Below are 23,412 nucleotides of genomic sequence, written 5' to 3'. Positions count from 1 at the left end.
CCCGCGCTCGGCGAGACGGACGAGGCACCCGTAGGCCGGTCACGCGTACCGGTTGGCGGGCCGGGCCAGGCCCAGGTGCTCGCGCAGGGTGCTGCCCGGGTAGAAGGTGCGGAACAGGCCGCGGTGCTGGAGCAGCGCCACCGTGCCGTTGACCAGCCGTTCCAGGTCACGGCGCGGTGCGACGGGGACGAAGTGGAAGCCGTCGGTCACCCCGTCGGCGTGCCAGGTTCCGACCAGTTCGGCGAGGTCGACCGGTCCGCCCCGGTACAGCGGGCCCCGCGCGGTCGAGCGCGGCCCTCTTCCCCCTCCCGGCCCCCGCTCGGCCGCGTACTCCCCGTCGCCGAGATCCACCAGCAGGCTCACCAGGACCCGCAGGCTCCCCGGGTTCCGCCCGGACTCGGCCGCCCGGGCGCGCAGTTCGTCGCGTACGGCGGCGGCCTGCGCCGGGGTCGCGGCGCGGACCAGGGCCACGTCCGCGTACCGGGCGGCGACCGCACGGGCCGGTCCCTCGGTGGCGTCGACCACGCGGACGGGATTGCCCTGCGGTGGCCGGGGCACGGTCGAGGGCCCCCGGACCGAGAAGCCGGTGCCGGCGAAGCCGGCGCGGTGCAGCCGGTCCCGGTCGAGGAAACGGCCGGTCGCCGCGGACCGGATCTCGGCGCCGTCCTCCCAGCCGTCCCACAGCCTCCCGGCCGCCTCGGCGACTTCACCCGCCCGCTGCCACAGCGCCTCGGCGGGCGCCGCGGACCGGCGCCCGGACTGCCGCCCCTCCCCCTCGGCGGACACCTCGATCCGCCAGCCGGCCCGGCCCTGGCTGACCCGGTCCAGGGCCGCCACGGCGGCCTGCACGCGGAAGGGATCGGTGTGGGTGGTGATGACCGTCGGGACCAGCCCGATCCGCCGGGTGGCGGGCGCCACCCGGGACAGCACGGCGAGCGCGTCGGGCCCCGGCCGGGCGAACGAGTCGTCCAGCGTCACGAAGTCCAGGCCGCCCCGCTCGGCGAGCCGGGCCAGTTCGACCTGGCACCCCGCATCGAGGCACCCCGGCAGATCGACGGCCCCGGCGAGACACAGCAGTCCGCTCATGGCCGACGCCCCCGCAGCCCCTGCCCCCGCCTCGACGGCGCACGGTCACGACGGCGCTGACCGGCGGTGCCGCACGCGGCGCACGCGGCGCACGCGGCGCACCTCACGGTGACGCCCACCCTCACAGCACCTTCGCCAGGAACGCCCGCGTCCGCTCCTCCCGCGGAGCGCCCAGCACCTCATCCGGCGGCCCCTGCTCGACGATCCTGCCGTCGGCCATGAAAACCACCGTGTCGGCGACCTCGCGGGCGAACGCGATCTCGTGCGTGACGACGATCATGGTCGTGCCCCGGCCGGCCAAGTCCCGGATGACATCGAGCACTTCACCGACCAGCTCGGGATCCAGCGCCGAGGTGGGCTCGTCGAACAGCAGCAGCTTCGGCTCCAGTGCGAGGGCCCGCGCGATGGCCACCCGCTGCTGCTGCCCGCCGGACAGCTGCCGGGGATAGGCGTCGGCCTTGTCGCCGAGCCCCACCCGCTCCAGCAGCCGGCGCGCGCTGCGCACCGCCTCCTTCCGGGGCCGTCTCAGCGCGGACACCGGCGCCTCGACCACGTTCTCCAGGACGGTGAGGTGCGGGAAGAGGTGGAAGTTCTGGAAGACGAACCCGACCCGGGTGCGCCGGCGGAGCACCTCGCGCTCGGGCAGCTCGTACAGCCTGTCCCCGGCACGCCGGTATCCCATCAGCGAGCCGTCGACGCTGATCTCGCCCCGGTCCACCTTCTCCAGGTGGTTGATGGTGCGCAGCAGCGTGGACTTGCCGGAGCCGGAGGGGCCGAGCACGACGGTGACCTCGCCGGCCCGGACCTGGAGGTCGATGCCCTTGAGGACGTCGAGGGAGCCGAAGCTCTTGTGCACCGACCTGATGTCGACCATGACGCTCATCGCGTGAGTTCCTTTACAAGTGAGAGCACTGCCCGGGCGGTGCCGTCGTTCTGCCGAAAGGCAGGCCCGCCGGTGCGCGGCCGGGTGAAGGCGCCGGGGGTGCGGGCGTCGGTGTACGGGCCGAGCGCGAAGCGCCGGGGATGCGGGTGCCCGGCCCCGTCGAGGATCCGTCCGTCGGCGGGGTCGACCCGGAGCAGCCCCTCGGGGGTCTCGGCGGCGCCGTCGGCGCGCAGTTCGCGCAGCAGGCTGTCGCGGGTCCGCCCGAGGGCGGGTTCGGGCAGCCGGGCCTCGACCAGCGCCCGGGCGTCGACGGAGAAGCCGGGCACGGTGGGGCTGGACGCCCGGAACACCCCGTCCTCGGCGGTGACGGCCATGTCGGCCCCGACGAACCGGAGCAGGCCCGCCCGGGACAGCGCGAGCATCTGCCGCAGCCGGGGCCCCGGCGGGCCGGACGCCAGGCAGCTGAAGAAGCCGTGCCACCAGGAGCCGAGGTTCCCGAGCCGCACGAGCTGCCCGTAGACGGAGAGCAGCCCCAGGAAGACCCCCAGGTCCGCGCTGAAGGAAGGATCGTGCCGGCGCCCCAGGTCCGCCTCGATGTACCCCCGCAGTCCGTCCTGGAAGTCGTCGTGGGAGGCGTACCGCACCCCGGCGAGCGGGTGGTCGAGCGCGGCGAGGTCGAGGCGGTCGGCCGGGTCGGGCACGGCGGCGTCGACCAGCGCCCCGGTCTCGGCGGGGTCGCTCGCGGCGGCGTACTTCTCCTCGAAGTCGGCCCAGGACATCGCCGTACGCCCGGGGTGGGCGGTGAACAGCCGGTGGTAGTGGGCGAAGCCCAGCTCCTTCGCCACCAGGGGCCACACGTCGCGCCGGAAGTCGTGGCCGCCCGGTCTCGCCAGCAGGGCCTCGACCTCGGCGGGCCCGAAGAAGCGGGGCAGCGGGGGCCGGTCGCCGGTCCAGTCGTACCCGATCTTCGAGTGGTACGGCACCCCGCGCCGTGAGCCGACGTACAGCACCGGCTCCCGCCCCGAGGGACGGTAGGCGTCGCCCTCGTACCGTCCGCCCCGGCCCTCGGTGAGCAGCACCATCAGATCGACGAAGGCCAGCCCGAAGCCGCGGACGAGGACGGGTTCGCCGGGCCGCAGCGCGGACAGGTCGCTGTCGGCGGTGAAGTCCGGCGGCAGGTGGACCAGGCCGTGCTCGCGGGCGTGTGCCGCCAACCCCGCCTGTTCCGCACCGGGTTCGGCGTCCAGGTGGCCGAGGGCGAGGATCACCAGGTCGGCGAGGAGGGGGCGCGCACGGCCCTCCAGCCACACCTGCTGGCGGCCCTCGCGCGGGCCGCTGATCCGCAGGGCGCGCCGGGGGTGGTGGCGGACGGTGACGTCCGGGGGCAGGCCGGCGACCGCGCGCTCGTAGAACCACCGCAGGTACCGGCCCTGCAGCTGCCGGCCGGCGAAGGTACGGCCGTCCACGGCGGCCCACTCGTGCAGGGTGGGGCCCTCGCGCACCGGGCCGTCCATCGGCACCGTGTCGTCGGTGAACATGGTGACGTCCTCGGCGTGCGAGTTCATCCACAGCAGCGGTGACTGCTCCTGGCGCCAGATGCGGCCGCCGCCCGGCGGGTGCGGGTCGACCAGGTGGATGTCCAGGCCCCGGCCGGCGTACAGCTCGGGCGCGTTGGCGGCGAGGCGTTCAAGGAGGCCGGCCCCCCGCGGACCGGCGCCCACGATCACCAGCTGCGGCCTCATCGGGCGTGCTCCGTGCCGCGCGCGTAGTGCTTCTCCAGGTAGTGCTGGCCGATGCCGAGGAGCGTGGTGACGACGGCGTACCAGAGGGTGGCGACCATCAGCAGCGGGATGACCTGGTAGGTGCGGTGGTAGATCAACTGGGCGGAGAACAGCAGGTCGTTGACGGCGATGACGCTGACGATCGAGGTGCCCTTGAGGGTGCCGATCAGCATGTTGCCGGCGGGCGGCACGATGGAGCGCATGGCCTGGGGCAGGACGATCCGCCGCCCGCGCCGCCACCGGCTCAGTCCGAGCGCCTGGGCGGCCTCGATCTGCCCGCGGTCGACGGAGAGGATGCCGCCCCGGACGACCTCGGCGGCGTACGCGGCCTCGTGCAGGGTCAGCCCGACGATCGCGACGGCGACCGGGCTGAGCAGGTTGACGGTCTTCACGCCGAGCACCTGCGGGTACAGCGCCCCGATGTTGAACCAGAGCAGCAGCTGCACCAGGATCGGGATCGACCGGAACAGCCACACGTAGCCCCAGCTGACGGCGCGCAGCACGGGGTTGGCGGACAGCCGGAACGCGGCGAGCAGGGTGCCGAGGGCGAAGCCGAGGACCATCACGACCGCGGTGAGCCAGAGCGTGAGCCACAGGCCGCGCAGGATGGAGACCGAGGTGAACCAGTCGGCGACGACGTCCCACTGGAACGCCTTGTTGCGCAGGACGGAGTTGACGGCGAGCCCGAGCAGGACGAGGACCACGACGGCGGCGGCCCACTGCCCGTACCGGCGCTGCGGCACGATCCGGGGGGCGTCCGCGGGCTCGGGTATCTCCGGTGCGGCGGGGACTTTGGCGAGGGTGTCGGATGACATGTGAAGACTCCGTGACGCGAGTGACGTCGGAACACGGGTGGTGCCTTCACATGGATGCGCGCCCTGTGGCGCGGATACGGCCGAGCCCCTCAGCAGGGCCGTCCACCGAGAGTACGCGGGCGTTTCGGTTCGCTGTCAAGGCTGTCCGCACTGTGAGCCGTACGTCTCAAGCGAGTTGACGCGGAACCGGATGCCTGTTCCACTTGCCCCATGCATCCACAGCAGTGGCTGGTCACGCGCTCCCACATCGACTTCGGTCGCGTGTGGTCCTCTTCCTGTTGAGCTGACCCCCTGCATGCGCCTGCCCTCGGGGCGGGCGTACGTGCGCTCTCCCTCTCTTTCTCCCCGCCTTCACACGCGCCCCTCCCCTCGCGCTCCGCACCTTTCTGCTTCCAGGAGATCGCCCCCGATGCGCACGCGGCTTCTTGTGCCTTTTGTTGCCATTACGTCCGCCACCCTGCTCCTCACCGCCTGCGGCTCGGGCGGCACGGGCACGTCCGCGGTGGCGGCCAGGTCCGACCGGGTTCCCACCACCGACGTCGTGTCCGCCGAGAAGAAGGACGAGGCGGCGGCGAAGCTGCTGCCCGCCGGCACCACGCAGCTCACCGTCGCCATCAGCGTCGGCGGCACCCCGCCCGGCACCACCTACCTGTCCGACGGCACGACGCTCACCGGTCAGGACGTCGACTTCACCAAAGCGGTCGCCAAGGTCCTCGGGCTCCGGCTGAAGGTGGAGCAGGCGAGCTTCGAGGCGATCCTGCCCGCGCTGGACAGCGGCAAGTACGACGTCGGCGCGAGCAACTTCGGCGTCACCGACGAGCGCCGCAGGACCATCGACTTCGTCACCTACGTCAACGACGGCCAGGGCTTCGCCACCCGCAAGGACAGCAAGCTCTCCGAGGTCACCGACCTCAGGCAGCTGTGCGGTCTGAACGTCGCGACCGGCGCCGGCACGACCTTCGAGGCCACCCTGGAGGAGAACAGGCACCTGTGCACCGACGCGGGCGAGAAGGCGTACCAGGTGCAGACGTACGCCGAGCCGAGCGCGATCTGGTCCTCGGTCCAGCAGGGCCGCAGCGACGTGGTGATGTCCACGATCAACGGCCTGCACTACGCCGTCGCCCACCAGCCGGGCCTGAAGTTCCTCAACGAGTACCACCGCCTGGACGTCGGCTTCGCCTTCAAGAAGGGCACGAAGCTGGCACCGGCCTTCCGGGCGGCGGTGAACAGGCTGCTCGCCGACGGCACGTACGCCAGGATCCTGAAGAAGTGGGGAACGACGGGTTCGGCGATCACCACGTCCCGGATCAGCCCGCCCGAACTGAAGGGCTGAGCGGCGCGGTCACAGCCCGCAGTCGCAGCACGAGCAGCACTCACAGCACTCGCAGCACTCGCAGGCCTCGCAGCACGACCAGTCGCAGTTGCAGTCGCAGGTCCCGCAGCAGCCCTCGCGCTTCTTCCGCGACCAGGGGCCCTCGAACTCGTCGGCACAGCACACCTTGCAGGTGCAGCACAGGCCGAGGGCGGCCGCGCAACCGGCCCAGAAGCCCCGCTTGCCCGGGTGCGACGGGTGTCCGTCGAAAGGGTTGCCGTACGGGTGACCGGGCGTCTTCGGTGCCTGTCCGCCCGGCGGCGGCCCGAACGAGGCCTCGGGCTCGTGGCGGCACGTCCGCGTGCCGAACGCGCGGTCCACCGAGCGCCCCAGTTCGTGCACGAGGAGCAGATGGGCCAGCCTGCCGTCGGCGAACTCGGCCTCCCGCAGGGCGAGGCGTATGCCGTGCAGGGCGTCGTCGGCGAGCCGGCGGGCCTCGGCCCGCTGTGTCCCGGTGGCGGTCAGGGGGTTCCAGGCACCCGACCGGGCATCGGCCTCCTGGTCCTCGACGGCGTCCAACAGGTGTGCGAGCCGCCCGAAGAGCCGGCCGGCCTCCGCCAGGGACGCGGCGTTGCCCGGCCGTCCGGACAGCACCGCGGTGTGGGCGAAGGCGGCGGCGGTCGCGGTCTCGGTGGGTTCGGTGACCGTCAGCAAGGGGGTGCCGTGCCCGGCGAGGGCCTCGATGCCGAGCTGCCGGTCGACGGCGTCGACGAGGACGCCGGTGTCGAACCCGACCGCCGCACCGCTGTGCGCCCCGGCCCGCCCCCAGCCCGCGGCGACCCGGCGGGCGGCGGCCGCGACCGGCCGGCGGGCCAGCAGTCCGTCCTGGTCGGCGACATGGTCGCGCACCTTCGCCGAGGCGAGCACCAGCGAGACGGCGGCGGCGAGCCGGGCGCCCTCCCCCTGCGCGACGGACGCCGTGCGCAGCCCCCGCAGCGCGCACGGCCCGGCGGTGCGGCGCGCGCCGGTCACCGGACCGGACTGAGCATCCGTCAGAACCGAGAGCAGCAGGCCGTCGTAGTTCGTCACGATGCGCGCGAACTGTCCGTGGTCACGTCGCAGCGCGAGACACATCCCGCACAAGTGCGCCATCCACTCGGTCTTGAGGCGCTCACCGAGCCGATGTGAACACGGCTTGACGATTCCGAACATCACAATCCCCCGTCACACGTTCACCCGTACGCACCGCGCGTCACCCATCCGCCGTCGAACATCATATTTCACTCTCAGTCAGCAGCCGTATGGGATGCGACCCTTGGGGCACAAGGACTCTCGACGGATCGGCTGTGCACCAGTACCGTCACAAACCCCCCGCGCGGCGTCTATCCACTTGGCGCACCGTCCGCATCATGGATGACCATAGGGATGCGGAAAGCAAGAAGAACCGCTGTGAGAGGAGGCGTCCATGGGATCGGTACGCAAGGCGAGTGCGTGGCTCGGCCTCGTCGACGACAACGATGACGAGCGCTACTACGACGACGACTACTCCGAGGGCACCGAGTCCGGGTCCGAGGGCGCCTGGGTGACCGACCCCCGGGTGAAGGTGGCCACGGACACGGCGGAGGAGAAGGGCCGCCGGATCGGCACGGTCACCCCGGACAGCTTCCGGGACGCCCGCGCCATCGGCGAGCTGTTCCGGGAGGGCGTCCCGGTCATCATGAACCTCACCAACATGGAGCCGGGCGACGCCAAGCGGGTCGTGGACTTCGCCGCGGGGCTCATCTTCGGTCTGCGCGGCTCCATCGACCGGGTGTCGAACCGGGTGTTCCTGCTGACCCCGGCCGACACGGAGATCATCAGCGGTGAGGCGTCCGGACACCGCTCGGACGGCTTCTTCAACCAGAGCTGAGGCAGGGCCGCTCGCCGGCCCTGCCCCCTCGGGGGCTCACCGGAAGGCGTCGAGCCCGGTGAGCGCCTTGCCCAGCACGAGCTGGTGCATCTCGACGGTGCCCTCGTAGGTGAGCACCGACTCCAGGTTCGTCGCGTGCCGCATCACGGGGTATTCCAGGGAGATCCCGTTGGCACCGAGGATGGTCCGTGCGGTACGGCAGATCTCGATGGCCTCGCGGACGTTGTTGAGCTTGCCGAAGCTGACCTGCTCGGGACGCAGGCGGCCGGCGTCCATCCGCCGCCCCAGGTGATGGGCGAGCAGAATCCCCTTGTGCAGTTCGACCGCCATGTCGGCGAGCTTGGCCTGGGTGAGCTGGAAGCCGCCGATGGGCCGCCCGAACTGCTCGCGCGTCTTCGCGTACTCGACGGCCGCCTCGAAGCTGCTGCGGGCCGCGCCCATCGCGCCCCAGACGATGCCGTACCGGGCGTGCGAGAGACAGCTGAGCGGTCCGCGCAGCCCGGTGACCTCGGGCAGCACGGCGTCGGCGGGCAGGCGCACGTCGTCCAGGACGAGTTCGCTGGTGACCGAGGCGCGCAGGGACCACTTGTGCTTGATCTCGGGCGCCGAGAAGCCGGGGCTGTCGGCGGGGACCACGAAGCCGCGGATACCCTCCTCGGTCTGCGCCCAGACGACGGCCACGCCGGCGACCGAGCCGTTGGTGATCCACATCTTGCGGCCGTTCAGCACCCAGTCGTCGCCGTCACGCTTGGCGTGGGTGCGCATGGAGGCGGGGTCGGAGCCGTGGTCGGGCTCGGTCAGCCCGAAGCAGCCGATCACCTCGCCGGCGGCCATGCGGGGCAGCCACTGCTGCTTCTGCTCCTCGCTGCCGAAGCGGTGGATCGCGTACATGGCGAGGGAGCCCTGCACGGAGACCAGCGAGCGGATGCCCGAGTCGGCCGCCTCCAGCTCCAGGCAGGCCAGGCCGTACTGCACCGCGGTCGCGCCCGCGCAGCCGTACCCGGTGAGCGACATGCCGAGGGCCCCGAGGGAGCCGAGTTCGCGCGCCAGCTCCCGGATGCCGGGCAGTTCGCCCTTCTCGTACCAGTCGGCGACGTACGGCAGCACACGGTCGGCGGCCCAGCCGCGGACGGTGTCCCGGACGGCGAGGTCCTCCGGGTCCAGAAGGTCGTCGATCCCGAGCGGGTCGGCGGGGTCGAACGGGGGCGGCTTCGCGGACATGGAACATCCTCCGGGACACTCGGGCACGCACACTGAAAACTAGCAGCGCTAGTTACGATGGTGCAGCCGACGTTACGGTGCAGTGTCCCGCACGTCCAGAGCGGGGTCAGGCGGACACCCGCGGCTTCCCGGCCTTCGCCTCCCGCGGCGCCGGCAGCTCCACCTCGGCGGTCTGCTCCTCGCACTGCATGATCCGCGGCAGCCGCAGCGCCATCACCGCGCCCAGCAGCAACAGGCCCGCGCTCACCAGCAGCGTGATGTGCAGCCCGTGCACGAAGGAGTCCCGCGCGGCCCGGCGCAGGGCGTCCCCGGCACTCCCGCCGAGCCGGTCCGCGACCTCGTACGCCTCGCCGAGCGAGTGCCCGGCCGCGTCCGACGCGCGCCCGGGCACACCCGGCACGGCGCGGAGCCCCGGGGTGTAGGCCGCGTTCATCACGCTGCCCAGCAGCGCGATGCCGATCCCGGCCCCGAGCTGGTACGAGGTCTCGCCGATCGCCGCCGCGCCGCCGGCCTGGTCCGCCGGGGCCTCGCTGAGCATCGACTCGTAGGCGCCGAAGAGCGTGGTCTCCAGGCCGAAGCCCAGCAGCACGAACCCGGCGAGGAGCAGCGGCGCGTCGTCGGTGCCGCCCATCGCGGTGAGCGTCACGACCGCGGCGGCGGTGAGGCAGAAGCCGAGGCTCACCATCCGGCGCGGCCCGAACCGGCGCAGCATCCGCGCGCCCGCGAGGCCCGCCGCCATCGCCGCGAGGGTCAGCGGCAGCAGCCTGAGACCGGTCTGCAGCGGCGACAGGCCGAGCACCAGCTGGAGGTACTGCGCGGCGATCAGCTCGAGGCCGACCAGCGCGAGCATCGCCAGCACGATGCAGCCGACCGAGGTGCTGAACGCGGGCCGGCGGAACATCCGCAGATCCACCAGCGGATGCGGGAGCCGCCGCTGGCGCCGCACGAAGAGATGGAGGAGAGCCGCGCCGGCCAGCAGCGGCAGCAAGGTCAACGGGCTCGCCGGGGCCTCCCCGCCGCCCAGCCGCTTCACGCCGAAGACGATCCCGAAGAGACCTGCCGCCGCCATCAGCGCACCGGTCACGTCCCACGGGCCGTCGCGCTCCCCCCGCGACTCGGGCAGCAGGATCCGGCCCACCGGCAGGCTGACCAGCATCAGCGGGATGTTGACGAGGAAGACCGCGCCCCACCAGAAGTGCTCGAGGAGGAAGCCGCCGAGCAGCGGGCCGACGGCCGCGCCGACGGCGGCGACGGCGCTCCAGATGCCGATGGCGAGCGCGCGCTCGCGCCGGTCGGGGAAGACCTGGCGCAGGATCGACAGGGTCGCGGGCATGATCATGGCGCCGCCGACACCGAGCAGGGCACGCGCCATGATCAGCATCTCGGAGGTCTGCGCGAAGGCGGCCACCGCGGAGGCGACGCCGAACAGGCCGTACCCGAGCAGCAGGACGCGTCTGCGGCCGACCCGGTCGCCGAGGGTGCCGAAGAGGATCAGCAGCGAGGCGCAGACCAGCGGGTAGACGTCGACGATCCAGAGCAGTTGTACGGCGCCGGGCTTGAGGTCCTCGGTGACGGCGGGGACCGCCACGTGCAGCACGGTCGCGTCGAGCGCGACGAGCAGCAGGCTGACGCAGAGGACGACGAGGACGACCCAGCGGTTGGCACTCACCCCGGCCGCCCGACGGCGCGGCCGCACGGCGGCCGTGGTCGTCCCGGACATGTACGTACCTCCCAGATGATCCCTCGCGTGCGGCGGACCGACGGGGTGGGGACGCCCTGTCGTACGGCCGGAGAGGAGCGGTGTCTCCGGCCCGCGCAACGCACACGGGTGACTCGTCAGCGTACGCGAGTCCGCCCCATGGACACGTGGCGGACCTCTCACACGCGGGACGGAACCCGTGTGGCGTACACCACGTCGCCCCCTCTTGACCACGACCCGGCGACTCGTCCGGTTCCCCGCCCGGTCGATAATCGAGCCCGTGACCGATCTTGAAACGCGCGTGGCCCCGCCCCACGCCCCTCTCCCGCGCCGGGCGGCCCCGGCCCTCCTGGGCTACGCGGCCGTGCGCGCCCTGGGGCTGCTCGCGCTGGCGGTGTGGAGCGCCACGCGGGGCAAGAGCGCGCACACCCTGCTGACCGCCCGCTGGGACTCGCTCTGGTACGCGCGGGTCGCCGGTCCCGGTTACGGCTACGAGGTGCGGCTGCCGAACGGCGACGTCCACTCCAATCTCGCGTTCTTCCCGCTGCTGCCGTGGCTGGAGCGGCTGCTGCACGCGGTCACGCCGCTGTCGTACGCGGACGCCGGGCTGGTGGTGAGCCTGCTCGCCTCGCTCGCCGCGGCCGGCGGGATCTTCGCCGTCGCGGAGCGGGTGTACGGGACGCGGGTGGGCGTCTGCGCGGTGCTGCTGTGGGCGGTGCTGCCGGTCGGGATCGTGCAGTCGATGGCGTACAGCGAGTCGCTGTTCACGGCGCTGGCGGCCTGGTCGCTGTACGCGGTGCTGACCGGGCGGTGGGTGAGTGCCGGCGTAGTGGCGGCCGCGGCGGGGCTGACCCGGCCGGTGGGAGCGGCGGTGGTCGCCGCGGTGTGGACGGCGGCCGTGGTCTCGTTCGTGCGGGACCGAAGCGCGGCGCGCGTCCAGGGCGCGCACGGGGAAGAACACGCCCCCGCCTGGCGCCGGGTCCTCGGCATGCTGCTCGCCCCCCTGGGAGCCGCCGCCTATGTCCTCTGGGTCGGCCACCGCACCGGCAAGGGCCCGCTCGGATACCTGGACGTCCAGGCCGGATGGCGCAACGGGTTCGACGGCGGCTACGCCTTCGCCCGCTTCGTGGCCGACAAGTTCACGTCCATTCCGTCGGCGCTTGCGGGCGTCGGCCTGATCGCCGGGGTCGCGCTGCTGATCTGGCTGTACGTCATCTGTGTGCGGCAGCGCCAGCCCGTCGCCCTGTTGGTGTACACGGGTGTCGTGCTCGCGCTGGCGCTGTGCGCGTCGAGCTACTTCGGCTCCAAGCCCCGGCTGCTGATGCCGGCCTTCCCGGTGCTGCTGCCGCTCGCGCGCGCCCTCGCCCGTGCGCGCACGTCCCGATCGGTGCTGGTCACGGCGGGATTGGCGGTCGCCTCGGCGATCTACGGGGCGTTCTGGCTGAACGGCTCGGGCCCACCATGATCGACTTCGGCGGCCGATGACGCTCCGGAGAATTCCGCCCCAGGACCGGGTTAACGCATTCATAAGCGCGATATAAACAACGCCCGGCATGATCAAAGGAATTGACGAGGCCGAGGGCGCGGGATTGTGGAATCCACGGAATTCGAGCCGCCCTTGAGACGTTTCCCACATCACATCGTCATCACAAAGCAGCTGTTTCGACCGGGAACACAGCTCACTCGCTGTAACGTCGATTGGGTGCGTACCGAACGAAACCTCACCCGGCGTCTGGACCGGGTGTTCGCCAGGCTGGACCGTGAGCCGGAACGGCCGGCCCACATCGATGTGCCGAGGATGAGCCGGCACCGGGTCGTTCTGTTCACCGCGACCCTGGCTTTCTACCTCGCGATCGTGTGGGCCGTCGTGATCAGCTCCTGGCTGGTCCGGCTCGACTGGCAGGTCATGTTCTTCCGGCCGTACCAGCAGTGGCCGCAGATCCACGCCTTCCTCGACTACTACGTGGTGCTCGGCCAGCGCGGCCCCACCGCCGTGATGGTCGCGGCCTGGCTGGGCTGGCGCTCCTGGCGGCAGCACACCCTCCGCCCGCTGCTCACCCTGGCCACCTCGCTGCTGCTGCTGAACATCACGGTCGGCGCCGCCAAGCTCGGCATGGGGCGGCTCGGTCCGCACTACGCGACCGTGATCGGCTCGAACGAGATGGGCCTGGGCGGCGATATATTTCCCAGCGGCCACACCGCCAACGCGGTGGTGACCTGGGGCATCCTGGCATATCTGGCCTCCACGCCGAGGGCCCGCCGCTGGCTGTCGGCACTGTCCGCGGTCACCTCGCTGGGCGTCGGCCTCACCACCGTCTACCTCGGTACGCACTGGCTGAGCGACGTGCTGCTGGGCTGGGCCGCGGGCCTGCTGATCCTGCTCGCCCTGCCCTGGTTCGAGCCGCTGATCGCCAAGGCGGAGGCGGGACTCTTCGACCTGCGCGACCGCTGGCGCGCCCGCCGCGGCCGCCCGGTCCCGGAGCCCGTCGTCCCGGCCGCCCCGGTGGTCCTGCTCAAGCCGTTCGGACCCCCGGCCGAGGAACCGGCCCCGGCCCGCGAGCCGGTCGCCTCGACGCGGGCGTCGCGGGGTCCGATCCATCTGGCGCCCGGACCGCACACGGCCCGCTCCGAGCGCACCCCGGTCACCCCGGTGGGCAGCCGCCGCCCGCCGCACGCCGACCGGCTGCCGCGCGGTACGTCCCAGCCGGCCCGCCCCCTGACAGGCGGCTGACGGCAGGGAGGGCGTCGGGGCCCGGTACGCACACCACCCCGCGCCACGGCGAAGGCCCCGGCTCCCCCTCGTGGGGAGCGGGGCCTTCGCCGTATCCGGCCACGGACGACGAGCCGTTCAGCCCTTCCAGGCGCGGGCCACCCGGCCGTCCCGCACCTCGAAGTTCAGCCGGCCCGTGCGGTACTCCATGGTGATGACCGCGCCCGGGGGCAGCGACCGTACCGTCGACCACCCCCGCTGCCGGGCGAGCCGCTCGGCGTGGGCGGCGTCGAGACCGACGTAACCGTCCGGACTGTCCTGGGGCTCCGCTGACGGAGCGGGAATCGGTGCCATACGGCCCACGCTAGGCCGCATCCGGGGGCGACGGAAGCCGGAACCCGCCGACGACGGTAAGAGCCGTATCCGAGTCCCGTCACACTTCTGTCACAGCTTCCCGGCCCCTCGTTTCCGTCACCGTGACATCCGCCGGGGCCCGGCGGGCGTCACACGTACGGGGGTTTCCGTACGGCTTACCGGGGTAATCGAACGGAATTCACGCGTGTCGGCGAGCCTCTTCCAATTACCCGACGGAAAGCGCCGGAAGGGGCGTCGGGGCGGGTCCGGCATGCGATTCCCCGCACAATCCGGTGTCATGCCGGGCGAGCTGACGCCGCATAGGAATTTCACGGCTCCAGCACACAACCGCCGTACACCCCCTGTCGAGGCGAGCGAGGGGAACCGCCGGGGGCGGCGCTGCCGGGGGGCGCCGGGCGGGCCGTGAGCCCGCGTGAGGGACCCGGACGGCGGACGGCCGCCGTCCCGGGCGGGAACGGCGGCCGTCTCAGGCGAAGGTGACCGCGGTCAGAGCGCCAGACGCTGGCCGGGCACGATCAGGTTCGGGTCGTCGCCGATGACCGCCTTGTTGGCGGCGTAGAGGCGCTGCCAGGTGGTCCCGTGCCGGGCGGCGACGAGGCTCAGGGTGTCGCCCTCGCGGACGGTGTAGTCACCGCGGGAGGAACTGCGGCCGGTGTGCGCCGCGGGGCGTTCCGGCGCCTTCGCCGGGGCGGACTTCGTCGTCACGCCGCCCTGGTGCGTGGTCGCGCCGGAGGAGCCGGCGGAACCGGTGGTCCCGGTGGAAGCGGCCGCAGGGGCGGCGCCGTAGGCTCCGGCGCGGGCCGAGCAGACCGGCCAGGCGCCCCAGCCCTGGGCGCCCTGGACCTTGGTGGCGACGGCGATCTGGGCGCTCCTGGAGGCCTGGTCGGCCGTCGGGGCGTAGGCGGTGCCGCCGTACGCGCGCCAGGTGCCGGCGGAGAACTGGAGCCCGCCGTAGTAGCCGTTGCCGGTGTTGATGTGCCAGTTGCCGCCGCTCTCGCACTGGGCGATGCGGTCCCACACTCCGTTGTCCGCCGCGGCGGCGTTGCCGGTGGCGGCCAGCAGCCCCAGCGGGGCCAGCAGGGCGGCTCCGGCGAGAGCGGCCGTCGTACGGCCCTTGCGGGCGCTGCCGGGACGGGTGGCGTTGCGGGTGGTATCGGCACACTCGGACATGTAACTCCCTCTCCACGTACCCGGGCTCCCCCGGACGGGACACGGCTCACCACGCAGGACCGTGGTGCGTCGCGCCCGCCCCGTCCGCCGCGGCCGGTGCCTGTTCGTGCTCTGTCCGGTGCCGGCCGGCGGACGTGCCCGAGCGGTGCTCGTTGCACACGGCGGAGGACTGTAGAAAGGTCGGGCGCCCGGAATCAACCAACTGCCCGTCCTTCGAGGCCAGTTGTGCGTTACCGCGAGTATCGGCGATTTTCGGCCACACACTTTATGCGCTGATATACCGATTTCTCGACCATGCACCGAAGCGGACTGTGACCCACCTCACCGGCGCAAGTTCCTTGACGTGGCGCAGAGTTGACCGTGAGTGGTCAATTCCGCACCGGTGGTGACGGCGTGCGGTGGTTGGTTCGAACCGGTCCCCCTCGGGGCGTGACCCCCACCACAGGACGCCCGTTGTCTCTGCATGAGCCCGGAACCCCCGGGGCTCAGCGGCCGGGAGCCACCCGGCCGACCCAGCACCGCATCCCGAGGGAGCCACCCGTGCCGCGCATGCTCGACGTCAGTGACGCCGTACGCGCCGAGATCGGCGACGAAGAAGCCGACCGGCTGCTCGCCGGAGAGAACGCCCTGGGCAGTTACGACTGCACGTCCTGTCGCACCCCGGGCGACTCCGAGCAGGAGCGCACCAGCACCGTTCTGTTCGTCGGCGACGAGACCGCGGTCCTCGCCTTCGCCCACGCCAGCTGCCTGCCCTCGCAGGTCGTCCAGGTGACCGAGGAACAGCTGCAGGGCGCCGTCCGCTCCATCGGTGGCACCGGCGGCGACATGGCCGCCGCCGGAGAGCCGCAGCACGCGGTGCCGGAGCAGGCGGTACTCGGTGTGACCAGCGGACTCGTCCTGATCGAGGGCGAGTTGCACCCCGCGCTCGTCGTCGAGCCGACCTCGCCGATCGTCCGGCCGGGCACCTTCGGGACCGGCGACGACTTCCTGCCGCTGCTCATCGAGCAGGGCTTCATGCCGGTGACCACGCTGGCGGCCGTCCCTCCGGTGCTGCACGGCTGGTCGGTGCTGCTCGCCGTGGGCCAGCTGCACGCGGTGCTCCAGCCGTCCGCGGGCGGCGGGCAGCCGGTCGCCTGGTGGCAGGCGCACCAGCCGCTGCAGGTGACGGACAGCTGGCGGGCCGCGGCGAACAAGCACCAGCAGGTGCTGATGTTCGCGGCGCCGGTGGGCTCCATCGGCCGGCAGCCCCGGGAGGACCTGCTGCGGGACGCGCTGGACAAGGCCGCGGCGAACGGGAAGCTGGTGGCGGCGGCGCTTCCGCTCGCCGGTACGTGAGCGTGGCCCGCCCCCGCCCCTGACGCGGCGACCGCATCCCTTTGAGGTTCCGGTCGTTTGGACATACGTGCACGCATACGACACTCCTCCTCCCCGCCGGTCCTCCTACGCCTCCGTTCCGTCCGCGCGGGCGGCCCACGACGGCGTCGGCGGACCATCGGCCACGCCGATCTACGACTCGCTCTACGCGGAGTGGGTCAAGACCTTCCGTGCGCTGCCGGGCGACCGCAGCGGTGAGGAGGAGCTGCAGTTCAGTGCCTTCGGGAATCTCCCGGACGGCACGGGCACCTACGGAGGCCACCGCTCGGGCTCGTTCAGCAGCTCGTACAGCGCGTACAGCGCCGGGGCCTACAGCGCGCGCCAGCAGTCGCAGTGGCAGCGGGTCGGCATGCTCGGGCGGCACCACCAGGACACCGGGATGCACCCCGTCCCGGCGGCGCTGCCTCCGGGGCCGCGCCGGGGCGTGTGACGGACGGTGAAGGGCGGCCCCTGGTCTTCCAGGGGCCGCCCTTCACGTCGTCGTGCGAGCCTCGGTTCGTCCCGGCCTGCCTCTTCCCGGCCTACTTCTTCTTCGCGCCGCGCTTCTCGCGCACCCGCACCGAGATGTGGATCGGGGTGCCCTCGAAGCCGAACTCCTCGCGCAGCCGGCGCTCGATGAAGCGCCGGTAACCCGCCTCGATGAAGCCGGAGGCGAAGAGGACGAACCGCGGCGGCTTGGTGCCGGCCTGGGTGCCGAACAGGATGCGCGGCTGCTTGCCGCCCCGGACCGGGTGCGGGTGGGCCGAGACCAGCTCGCCGAGGAAGGCGTTCAGCCGGCCCGTGGGCACACGGGTCTCCCAGCCGGCGAGGGCCGTCTCGATCGCCGGGACCAGCTTCTCCATGTGCCGGCCGGTGCGCGCCGAGACGTTGACACGCGGGGCCCAGGAGACCTGGCCCAGCTCGGTCTCGATCTCCCGCTCCAGGTAGTAGCGGCGCTCCTCGTCGAGGGTGTCCCACTTGTTGTAGGCGACGACGATCGCGCGGCCCGCCTCGACGGCCATCGTCATGATCCGCTGATCCTGCACGGAGATGTTCTCGGAGGCGTCGATCAGGATGACCGCGACCTCGGCCTTCTCCACGGCCGCCGCCGTGCGCAGGGAGGCGTAGTAGTCGGCGCCCTGCTGGAGGTGGACGCGCTTGCGGATGCCCGCCGTGTCCACGAACTTCCAGGTCACGCCGCCCAGTTCGATCAGCTCGTCGACCGGGTCGCGGGTGGTGCCCGCCAGCTCGTTGACGACGACGCGCTCCTCGCCGGCCACCTTGTTCAGCAGCGAGGACTTGCCGACGTTCGGGCGACCGATGAGCGCGATACGGCGGGGGCCGCCGATGGCGGTGCCGAAGCTCTGCTCGGGCGCCTCGGGCAGCGCCTCCAGGACGGCGTCCAGCATGTCGCCGGTGCCCCGGCCGTGCAGCGCGGAGACCGGGTGGGGCTCGCCGAGGCCCAGGTTCCACAGGTAGGACGCGTCGGCCTCGCCGCTCGGGCCGTCGACCTTGTTGGCGCACAGCACGACCGGCTTGCCCGCCTTGCGCAGCAGCCGGACGACGGCCTCGTCGGTGTCGGTCGCGCCGACCTTGGCGTCCACGACGAAGACGACCGCGTCGGCCGCCTCGATCGCGTACTCGGCCTGGGCCGCCACCGAGGCGTCGATGCCGAGGACGTCCTGCTCCCAGCCGCCGGTGTCGACGACCTTGAAGCGGCGGCCGGCCCATTCGGCCTCGTAGGTGACGCGGTCGCGGGTGACGCCGGGCTTGTCCTCGACGACCGCCTCGCGGCGGCCGATGATCCGGTTCACCAGGGTCGACTTGCCGACGTTCGGGCGGCCGACGACGGCGAGCACGGGGAGCGGCCCGTGTCCGGCCGCCTCGATGGCGCCCTCGACGTCCTCGATGTCGAAGCCCTCTTCCGCGGCGAGCTCCATGAACTCCGCGTACTCGCGGTCGCCGAGAGCCCCGTGGTCGTACTCGTGCTCAGCCGAGTCGCCGGGCTGGTTCTGGTCGTTCATGAAGTCCGTACCTCGTCGTTCATTCGTGGTGATCGGTGGAGCGGCCCGTCAGGGGCCGTCCACTACTCAAGTGTCGCTTGGCGCCCGGTCAGGCGCCTGGCGTTTTCCAGGTGGCGGGTGAGCTGCTTCTGGATGCGCGCGGTCGCCTCGTCCAGCGCCTTGCGCGTGCGCCGGCCGCTGCCGCCCGCCCGTCGCCCACCACCGCCCGTATCGGAGCTTCGCACACCTTCGATGGCGTCGAACGGGTCGCCGAAGACGACGTCGACACGGGAGCGCAGCGGAGGCAGTCCCTTGATCAACCGCCCGCCCCTGCCGGAACTTCCCAGGACCGCGATGGGCACGATCGGTGCCCCGCTGCGGACCGCGAAGTAGGCGAGCCCGGCGCGCAGCGAGGCGAAGTCGCCCTCGCCCCGGGTGCCCTCCGGGAAGATGCCCAGCACTCCGCCGTTCTCCAGCACGCCGAGCGCCTGGGTGATGGCGGCGCGGTCGGCGATGGAGCGGTCCACCTTCAGCTGGCCGATGCCGGTCAGGAAGGGGTCCAGGGGGCCGGTGAAGGCCTCCTTCTTGATCAGGAAGTGCGTCGGCCGGGGTGCCACGCCCATGACCATCGGGCCGTCGATGTTGTGGGAGTGGTTGACGGCGAAGATCACCGGGCCGGTCGCGGGCACCTTCCAGCCGCCGAGCACGCGCGGCCTCCACAGCCCGTACATCAGGCCGACGCCGATGCGCCGCCCGACCTCGGCACCCCGCTCCGACGGGACCGGCGGCTGGGTCACCGGCCGGCCCGCTTCTCCTCGACCAGGGTGACGACGCACTCGATGACCTGGGCGAGGGTGAGCTCGGTGGTGTCCACCTCGACCGCGTCGCCGGCCTTGGCGAGCGGGGAGGTCTTGCGGCTGGAGTCGGCCGCGTCCCGCTTGATCAGGGCCTCGCGGGTGGCGTGGACGTCGGCGCCCTTCAGCTCGCCGCTTCGGCGGGCCGCACGGGCCTCCGGGGAGGCGGTGAGGAAGATCTTCAGGTCGGCGTCGGGCAGGACGGTCGTACCGATGTCCCGGCCCTCCACCACGATGCCCTGCTCCGCGCCGGCGGCCAGGGAGCGCTGCAGCTCGGTGATCCGGCTGCGCACCTCGGGCACCGCGCTGACCGCGCTGACCTTGGAGGTGACCTCCTGGGTGCGGATCGGGCCGGACACGTCCACGCCGTCGACCGTGATGGTCGGCTTGTCCGGGTCGGTGCCGGAGACGATCTCCGGCTTGCCGGCGACGGCGGCGATGGCGGTCGGGTCCTCCAGGTCGATGCCGTTGCTCACCATCCACCAGGTGATCGCCCGGTACTGGGCGCCGGTGTCCAGGTAGCTCAGGCCGAGCTGCGCGGCCACGGCCTTGGACGTGCTCGACTTGCCGGTGCCGGAGGGGCCGTCGATCGCGACGATCACGGGCTTGGCGGTCGGGGCGGCGCCGTTTTCCACGGAGGGACACCTTCCTGGTGCGGTGCGGGCGGGGTGCGGGGAGCGAGAGCGCCCTGCACAAGGTTACCGGGCGCGCGTCACTCGTCCGGACGCACGCGGGACCCGGCGCCCGATCCCTACTGCCGCAGCGCCCACCCGCGCTCGCGCAGCGCCTCCTGCAGGACGGCAGCCGCCTGCGGCTCGACCGAGAGCTGCATCAGACCGGCCTGCTGCCCGGTCGCGTGCTCGATGCGTACGTCCTCGATGTTGACCCCGGCCCGTCCCGCGTCCGCGAAGATGCGGGCCAGCTGGCCGGGCTGGTCGTCGATGAGCACGACGACGGTCTCGTAGACGCGCGGGGCGCTGCCGTGCTTGCCGGGCACCCGTACCTGGCCCGCGTTCCCGCGGCGCAGCACGTCCTCGATGCCGATGGTGCCCTCACGCCGCTTGTCGTCGTCCGAGGACTGCAGGGCGCGCAGGGCCCGCACCGTCTCGTCGAGGTCGGCGGAGACGTCCGCGAGCAGGTCGGCGACCGGGCCGGGGTTGGCCGACAGGATGTCGATCCACATCCCGGGGTCGGAGGCGGCGATCCGGGTCACGTCCCGGATGCCCTGCCCGCACAGCCGTACGGCCGCCTCCTCGGCGTGCTCCAGGCGCGCGGCGACCATGCTGGAGACCAGGTGGGGCATGTGGGAGACCAGGGCCACGGCGCGGTCGTGCGCGTCGGCGTCCATGACCACCGGTACGGCCCTGCAGTGCGAGACCAGCTCCAGGGCCAGGTTCAGCACCTCGGTGTCGGTGTCCCGGGTCGGGGTGAGCACCCAGGGGCGGCCCTCGAAGAGGTCGCCGGTCGCGGCCAGCGGGCCGGACTTCTCCCGGCCGGACATGGGGTGCGTGCCGATGTAGGCCGACAGGTCGAGGCCGAGCGCCTCCAGCTCGCGGCGCGGGCCGCCCTTGACGCTCGCCACGTCCACGTAGCCGCGGGCCACGCCCCGGCGCATGGCGTCGGCGAGGACGCCGGCCACGTGCGCGGGCGGGGCGGCGACGAGCGCCAGGTCGACGGGGCCCTCGGGGGCCCGGTCGGTGCCGGCGCCGAGCGCGGCGGCCGTGCGGGCCTGCTCGGGGTCGTGGTCGCTCAGGTGGACGGTGACGCCGCGCTGGACGAGCGCCAGGGCGGCGGAGGTGCCGATGAGGCCGGTGCCGATCACGAGTGCGGTTCTCACTGGGCGATGTCCTTGCGCAGGGCGGCGGCGGCACCGAGGTAGACATGGGCGATGTCGGCGCGGGGCCGGTCCGACTCGATGTGCGCGAGGATCCGGACGACCCGGGGCATGGCGCCCGCGACGTCGAGTTCCTGGGCGCAGATCAGCGGCACGTCGACGATGCCGAGCCCCCGGGCCGCGGCGGCCGGGAAGTCGCTGTGCAGGTCGGGGGTGGCCGTGAACCAGATGCTGATCAGGTCGTCGGGGGTCAGCCCGTTCCGCTCCAGGACGGCGGTGAGCAGCGCCCCGACCTGCTCGTCCATGTGACCGGCCTCGTCCCGCTCGAGTTGGACGGCCCCCCGGACCGCTCGTACCGCCACGGCGCTGCTCCTCGCTGACATGCGTGTGTGTTGCTGGTCCGTCCAGCGTAGTCAGCGTGTCCGGGCCGGGCGCGCGCCGCCCGATCACTGAGACGATGCGAATCATCCGGTAATCACCGTTTTTCTACCTTTATGGGAGTGGTGGCATGTCCAAGAGCGCGAGGCGGCGCACGGTGCTGGTGACGGGAGCGGTGGCGCTGACCGTCCCCGTCGTGGGCTGCGGCGGCAAGACCGGCGGCGGGAGCGAGCAGACCCAGCCCAAGACCGAGCCCGAGACCGCCAAGACCCGGACCGGGAGCGAGCTGACGAGCACCGCCGACATCCCGGAGGGCGGCGGCAAGATCTTCAAGACGCAGAAGGTCGTCGTCACCCAGCCGAAGAAGGGCGACTTCAAGGCCTTCTCCGCGATCTGCACGCACGAGGGCTGCACGCTGGCCAAGGTCGCGGACGGCACGATCGACTGCCCGTGTCACGGCAGCAGATTCCACATCGCCGACGGCTCGGTGGCCCACGGCCCCGCGACCAGGCCGCTCCCCCAGAAGTCGATCGAGGTGGAGGGAAAATCGATCCGCCTCGTGTGAGCGGCCCGCGTACGCTCCGGTCATGCTGCCGGAGCACCCCGAGGACGACCCCGCGGACCTCGTACGCGACCACACCGTCTACGCCTGTGTCATGGGCTCCCGGGCGTTCGGCCTGGCGACGGACACGAGCGACACCGACCGGCGGGGCGTGTTCCTGGCCCCCACCGCCCTGTTCTGGCGGTTCCGGAAGCCGCCGACGCATGTGGAGGGGCCCGGCGAGGAGCAGTTCTCCTGGGAACTGGAACGGTTCTGCGAGCTGGCGCTGCGCGGCAACCCGAACATCCTGGAGTGCCTGCATTCCCCGCTGGTCGAGCGTGTGGACGACACCGGCCGGGAGCTGCTGTCGCTGCGCGGCGCCTTCCTCTCCCGCCGAGTCCACGACACCTTCGGCCGTTACGCCCTCGGTCAGCGCCGCAAGCTGGACGCCGACGTCCGTACGACGGGTGCCCCGCGCTGGAAGCACGCCATGCACCTGCTGCGCCTGCTGACCAGCGCGCGGGACCTGCTGCGCACCGGTGAGCTGTGCATCGAGGTCGGCGAGGAGCGTGCGGCCCTGCTGGCGGTGAAGCGGGGCGAGGTCCCCTGGGCGGAGGTCGAGGCGCGGATGGTCCGGCTGGCGGCGCAGGCGGAGGAGGCCCTGCACCGCACCCCGCTGCCGCCGGAGCCGGACCACGCGCGCGTGGCCGACTTCCTGTACCGGGTGCGCCGGGCGTCAGCCCTCGAGCCGGACCCGCACCACGAGGTCGTGCAGGGCGTCGTACGCGGTGGGCGCGTCCGGCAGGGTTGAGGCGGCCTGCGCCTCGTCGAGCGCCGCGTGCAGCCGCTCCACGTCGGCCTCCACGCGCGCGTGCTCGACGTCGGCCGTGCCGTGCTCCCGCTTCCCCTTCGCGGCTATCAGCTCGGGCAGGTAGCCGGGGGCGTCCACCTGCTCCAGCAGCGTCGGCAGGTGGGCCTGGACCTCGCCGCTGCGCATGAGGTGGATGCCGGTGAGCAGCACCCGGAACGTGTAGAGCAGCGGCTTGAGTTCCCCGGTCTTCTCGAACAGCCGCCACTGCGTCACCGCGAAGCCGCGGTAGTGGTGGGCGTGGTGACTGGTGAGGACGCCGGGGGCCAGCGCGGCCAGCTCCCGGTGCGTCTCGCCGGTGTGCACCACCAGGGGCGAGAGCAGCTGCTCCAGCACGTAGCCGTTGCGGCGGAGCATCAGCCGGACGAACTTGCGCAGGTCGTGGGTGACGAGGTCCAGTTCTACGCCGTAGCGCACCCAGGCCCGGGAGCGGGTCTCGTCCGGCTCGCGCAGTCCGACGAGGTCGCAGGCGGGGAGCAGATGGACGCCCCGCAGGTCCACGTCCGAGTCCTGCGAGGGGAAGCCGTACAGGTGGGCTCCGGAGACGGTCGCGAACAGCAGCGGGTCGGGCTGTTCCGCGACCACGGGCAACAGGTCGATGTCGAGGTCGTCGATCATGC

Annotated in this window: 23 protein-coding genes; 8 read left to right on the top strand and 15 right to left on the bottom strand. The window is 72.5% G+C overall.

Annotated features, from left to right (window positions below):
• Positions 1-39: 39 nt before the first annotated feature.
• The 4 genes from AB0N17_RS11185 to AB0N17_RS11170 form a co-directional block, all read right to left on the bottom strand.
• Positions 40-1,086 (bottom strand): LLM class flavin-dependent oxidoreductase, encoded by a 1,047-nt coding sequence (locus AB0N17_RS11185; RefSeq protein WP_366010917.1) that lies wholly within the window; start codon positions 1,084-1,086, stop codon positions 40-42.
• 121 nt (positions 1,087-1,207) lie between these two features.
• Positions 1,208-1,969 (bottom strand): amino acid ABC transporter ATP-binding protein, encoded by a 762-nt coding sequence (locus tag AB0N17_RS11180; RefSeq protein ID WP_366010916.1) that lies wholly within the window; start codon positions 1,967-1,969, stop codon positions 1,208-1,210.
• Complete coding sequence (locus AB0N17_RS11175; protein ID WP_366010915.1) at positions 1,966-3,711, bottom strand: FAD/NAD(P)-binding protein; 1,746 nt, start codon at positions 3,709-3,711, stop codon at positions 1,966-1,968. Before AB0N17_RS11175 ends, AB0N17_RS11180 begins: the two co-directional genes overlap by 4 nt.
• Positions 3,708-4,565 carry an amino acid ABC transporter permease gene (locus AB0N17_RS11170; RefSeq protein ID WP_366010914.1) on the bottom strand — a complete coding sequence of 286 codons (858 nt, stop codon included), beginning with the start codon at positions 4,563-4,565 and terminating at the stop codon, positions 3,708-3,710. Before AB0N17_RS11170 ends, AB0N17_RS11175 begins: the two co-directional genes overlap by 4 nt.
• A gap of 409 nt (positions 4,566-4,974) precedes the next feature.
• Between AB0N17_RS11170 and AB0N17_RS11165 the strand changes: the two genes are divergently transcribed.
• On the top strand, positions 4,975-5,898 hold the full coding sequence (locus AB0N17_RS11165) for an ABC transporter substrate-binding protein (protein ID WP_366010913.1): 924 nt from the start codon (positions 4,975-4,977) through the stop codon (positions 5,896-5,898).
• A 9-nt stretch (positions 5,899-5,907) separates the two neighbouring features.
• Here AB0N17_RS11165 and AB0N17_RS11160 read toward each other — a convergent pair whose 3' ends face one another.
• Positions 5,908-7,089, bottom strand: coding sequence for a DUF5685 family protein (locus AB0N17_RS11160; protein ID WP_366010912.1), 1,182 nt, complete (start codon positions 7,087-7,089; stop codon positions 5,908-5,910).
• Between the two features lie 253 nt (positions 7,090-7,342).
• Here AB0N17_RS11160 and AB0N17_RS11155 point away from each other — a divergent pair, with 253 nt between their 5' ends.
• Positions 7,343-7,786 carry a cell division protein SepF gene (locus tag AB0N17_RS11155; RefSeq protein ID WP_366010911.1) on the top strand — a complete coding sequence of 148 codons (444 nt, stop codon included), beginning with the start codon at positions 7,343-7,345 and terminating at the stop codon, positions 7,784-7,786.
• 36 nt (positions 7,787-7,822) lie between these two features.
• Here the strand turns inward: AB0N17_RS11155 and AB0N17_RS11150 are convergent, their stop codons facing one another.
• Both AB0N17_RS11150 and AB0N17_RS11145 read right to left on the bottom strand, forming a co-directional pair.
• Positions 7,823-9,007: an acyl-CoA dehydrogenase family protein gene (locus tag AB0N17_RS11150; RefSeq protein ID WP_366010910.1), complete on the bottom strand. Its 1,185-nt coding sequence runs from the start codon at positions 9,005-9,007 to the stop codon at positions 7,823-7,825.
• A gap of 106 nt (positions 9,008-9,113) precedes the next feature.
• A complete protein-coding gene (locus AB0N17_RS11145) occupies positions 9,114-10,727 on the bottom strand; it encodes an MFS transporter (protein WP_366010909.1) in 1,614 nt (537 codons plus the stop codon).
• 259 nt (positions 10,728-10,986) lie between these two features.
• Here AB0N17_RS11145 and AB0N17_RS11140 point away from each other — a divergent pair, with 259 nt between their 5' ends.
• Complete coding sequence (locus tag AB0N17_RS11140; protein ID WP_366010908.1) at positions 10,987-12,171, top strand: glycosyltransferase family 39 protein; 1,185 nt, start codon at positions 10,987-10,989, stop codon at positions 12,169-12,171.
• A gap of 237 nt (positions 12,172-12,408) precedes the next feature.
• Entirely contained in the window at positions 12,409-13,437 is a 1,029-nt protein-coding gene (locus AB0N17_RS11135) for a phosphatase PAP2 family protein (protein ID WP_366010907.1), read from the top strand.
• Between the two features lie 117 nt (positions 13,438-13,554).
• On the opposite strand, the gene AB0N17_RS11130 is transcribed toward AB0N17_RS11135, so the two are convergent.
• Complete coding sequence (locus AB0N17_RS11130; RefSeq protein WP_366010906.1) at positions 13,555-13,770, bottom strand: I78 family peptidase inhibitor; 216 nt, start codon at positions 13,768-13,770, stop codon at positions 13,555-13,557.
• A 507-nt stretch (positions 13,771-14,277) separates the two neighbouring features.
• Complete coding sequence (locus tag AB0N17_RS11125) at positions 14,278-14,961, bottom strand: transglycosylase family protein (protein ID WP_366010905.1); 684 nt, start codon at positions 14,959-14,961, stop codon at positions 14,278-14,280.
• A gap of 540 nt (positions 14,962-15,501) precedes the next feature.
• Between AB0N17_RS11125 and AB0N17_RS11120 the strand changes: the two genes are divergently transcribed.
• Together AB0N17_RS11120 and AB0N17_RS11115 are read left to right on the top strand one after the other, a co-directional pair.
• Positions 15,502-16,296 carry a hypothetical protein gene (locus AB0N17_RS11120; RefSeq protein WP_366010904.1) on the top strand — a complete coding sequence of 265 codons (795 nt, stop codon included), beginning with the start codon at positions 15,502-15,504 and terminating at the stop codon, positions 16,294-16,296.
• A 67-nt stretch (positions 16,297-16,363) separates the two neighbouring features.
• Positions 16,364-16,765, top strand: a complete 402-nt coding sequence (locus AB0N17_RS11115; RefSeq protein WP_366010903.1) for a hypothetical protein — start codon at positions 16,364-16,366, stop codon at positions 16,763-16,765.
• A 91-nt stretch (positions 16,766-16,856) separates the two neighbouring features.
• On the opposite strand, the gene der is transcribed toward AB0N17_RS11115, so the two are convergent.
• The 5 genes from der to aroH all read right to left on the bottom strand — a co-directional run bounded on the left by der (position 16,857) and on the right by aroH (position 21,367).
• Complete coding sequence (gene der, locus AB0N17_RS11110) at positions 16,857-18,338, bottom strand: ribosome biogenesis GTPase Der (protein ID WP_366010902.1); 1,482 nt, start codon at positions 18,336-18,338, stop codon at positions 16,857-16,859.
• Between the two features lie 62 nt (positions 18,339-18,400).
• Positions 18,401-19,114: a lysophospholipid acyltransferase family protein gene (locus AB0N17_RS11105; protein WP_366010900.1), complete on the bottom strand. Its 714-nt coding sequence runs from the start codon at positions 19,112-19,114 to the stop codon at positions 18,401-18,403.
• On the bottom strand, positions 19,111-19,806 hold the full coding sequence (cmk, locus tag AB0N17_RS11100; RefSeq protein ID WP_366010899.1) for a (d)CMP kinase: 696 nt from the start codon (positions 19,804-19,806) through the stop codon (positions 19,111-19,113). Before cmk ends, AB0N17_RS11105 begins: the two co-directional genes overlap by 4 nt.
• Before the next feature lie 116 nt (positions 19,807-19,922).
• A complete protein-coding gene (locus tag AB0N17_RS11095) occupies positions 19,923-21,008 on the bottom strand; it encodes a prephenate dehydrogenase (RefSeq protein WP_366010898.1) in 1,086 nt (361 codons plus the stop codon).
• Positions 21,005-21,367, bottom strand: a complete 363-nt coding sequence (gene aroH / locus AB0N17_RS11090) for a chorismate mutase (RefSeq protein ID WP_366010897.1) — start codon at positions 21,365-21,367, stop codon at positions 21,005-21,007. Before aroH ends, AB0N17_RS11095 begins: the two co-directional genes overlap by 4 nt.
• A 146-nt stretch (positions 21,368-21,513) precedes the next feature.
• On the opposite strand from aroH, the gene AB0N17_RS11085 reads away from it, so the two are divergent.
• Positions 21,514-21,948, top strand: coding sequence for a Rieske (2Fe-2S) protein (locus AB0N17_RS11085; protein ID WP_366010896.1), 435 nt, complete (start codon positions 21,514-21,516; stop codon positions 21,946-21,948).
• A 22-nt stretch (positions 21,949-21,970) separates the two neighbouring features.
• Positions 21,971-22,735, top strand: coding sequence for a nucleotidyltransferase domain-containing protein (locus tag AB0N17_RS11080; RefSeq protein ID WP_366010895.1), 765 nt, complete (start codon positions 21,971-21,973; stop codon positions 22,733-22,735).
• Here AB0N17_RS11080 and AB0N17_RS11075 read toward each other — a convergent pair.
• Positions 22,661-23,410: a nucleotidyltransferase domain-containing protein gene (locus AB0N17_RS11075; protein ID WP_366010894.1), complete on the bottom strand. Its 750-nt coding sequence runs from the start codon at positions 23,408-23,410 to the stop codon at positions 22,661-22,663. The genes AB0N17_RS11080 and AB0N17_RS11075 overlap by 75 nt on opposite strands.
• Positions 23,411-23,412: the final 2 nt, after the last annotated feature.

The sequence above is a fragment of the Streptomyces sp. NPDC051133 genome (genome assembly GCF_040682635.1).
Classification (GTDB): Bacteria; Actinomycetota; Actinomycetes; order Streptomycetales; family Streptomycetaceae; genus Streptomyces.
Note: the sequence above shows the minus strand (reverse complement) of the source record. Positions and strands in the feature narration are given on the sequence as shown.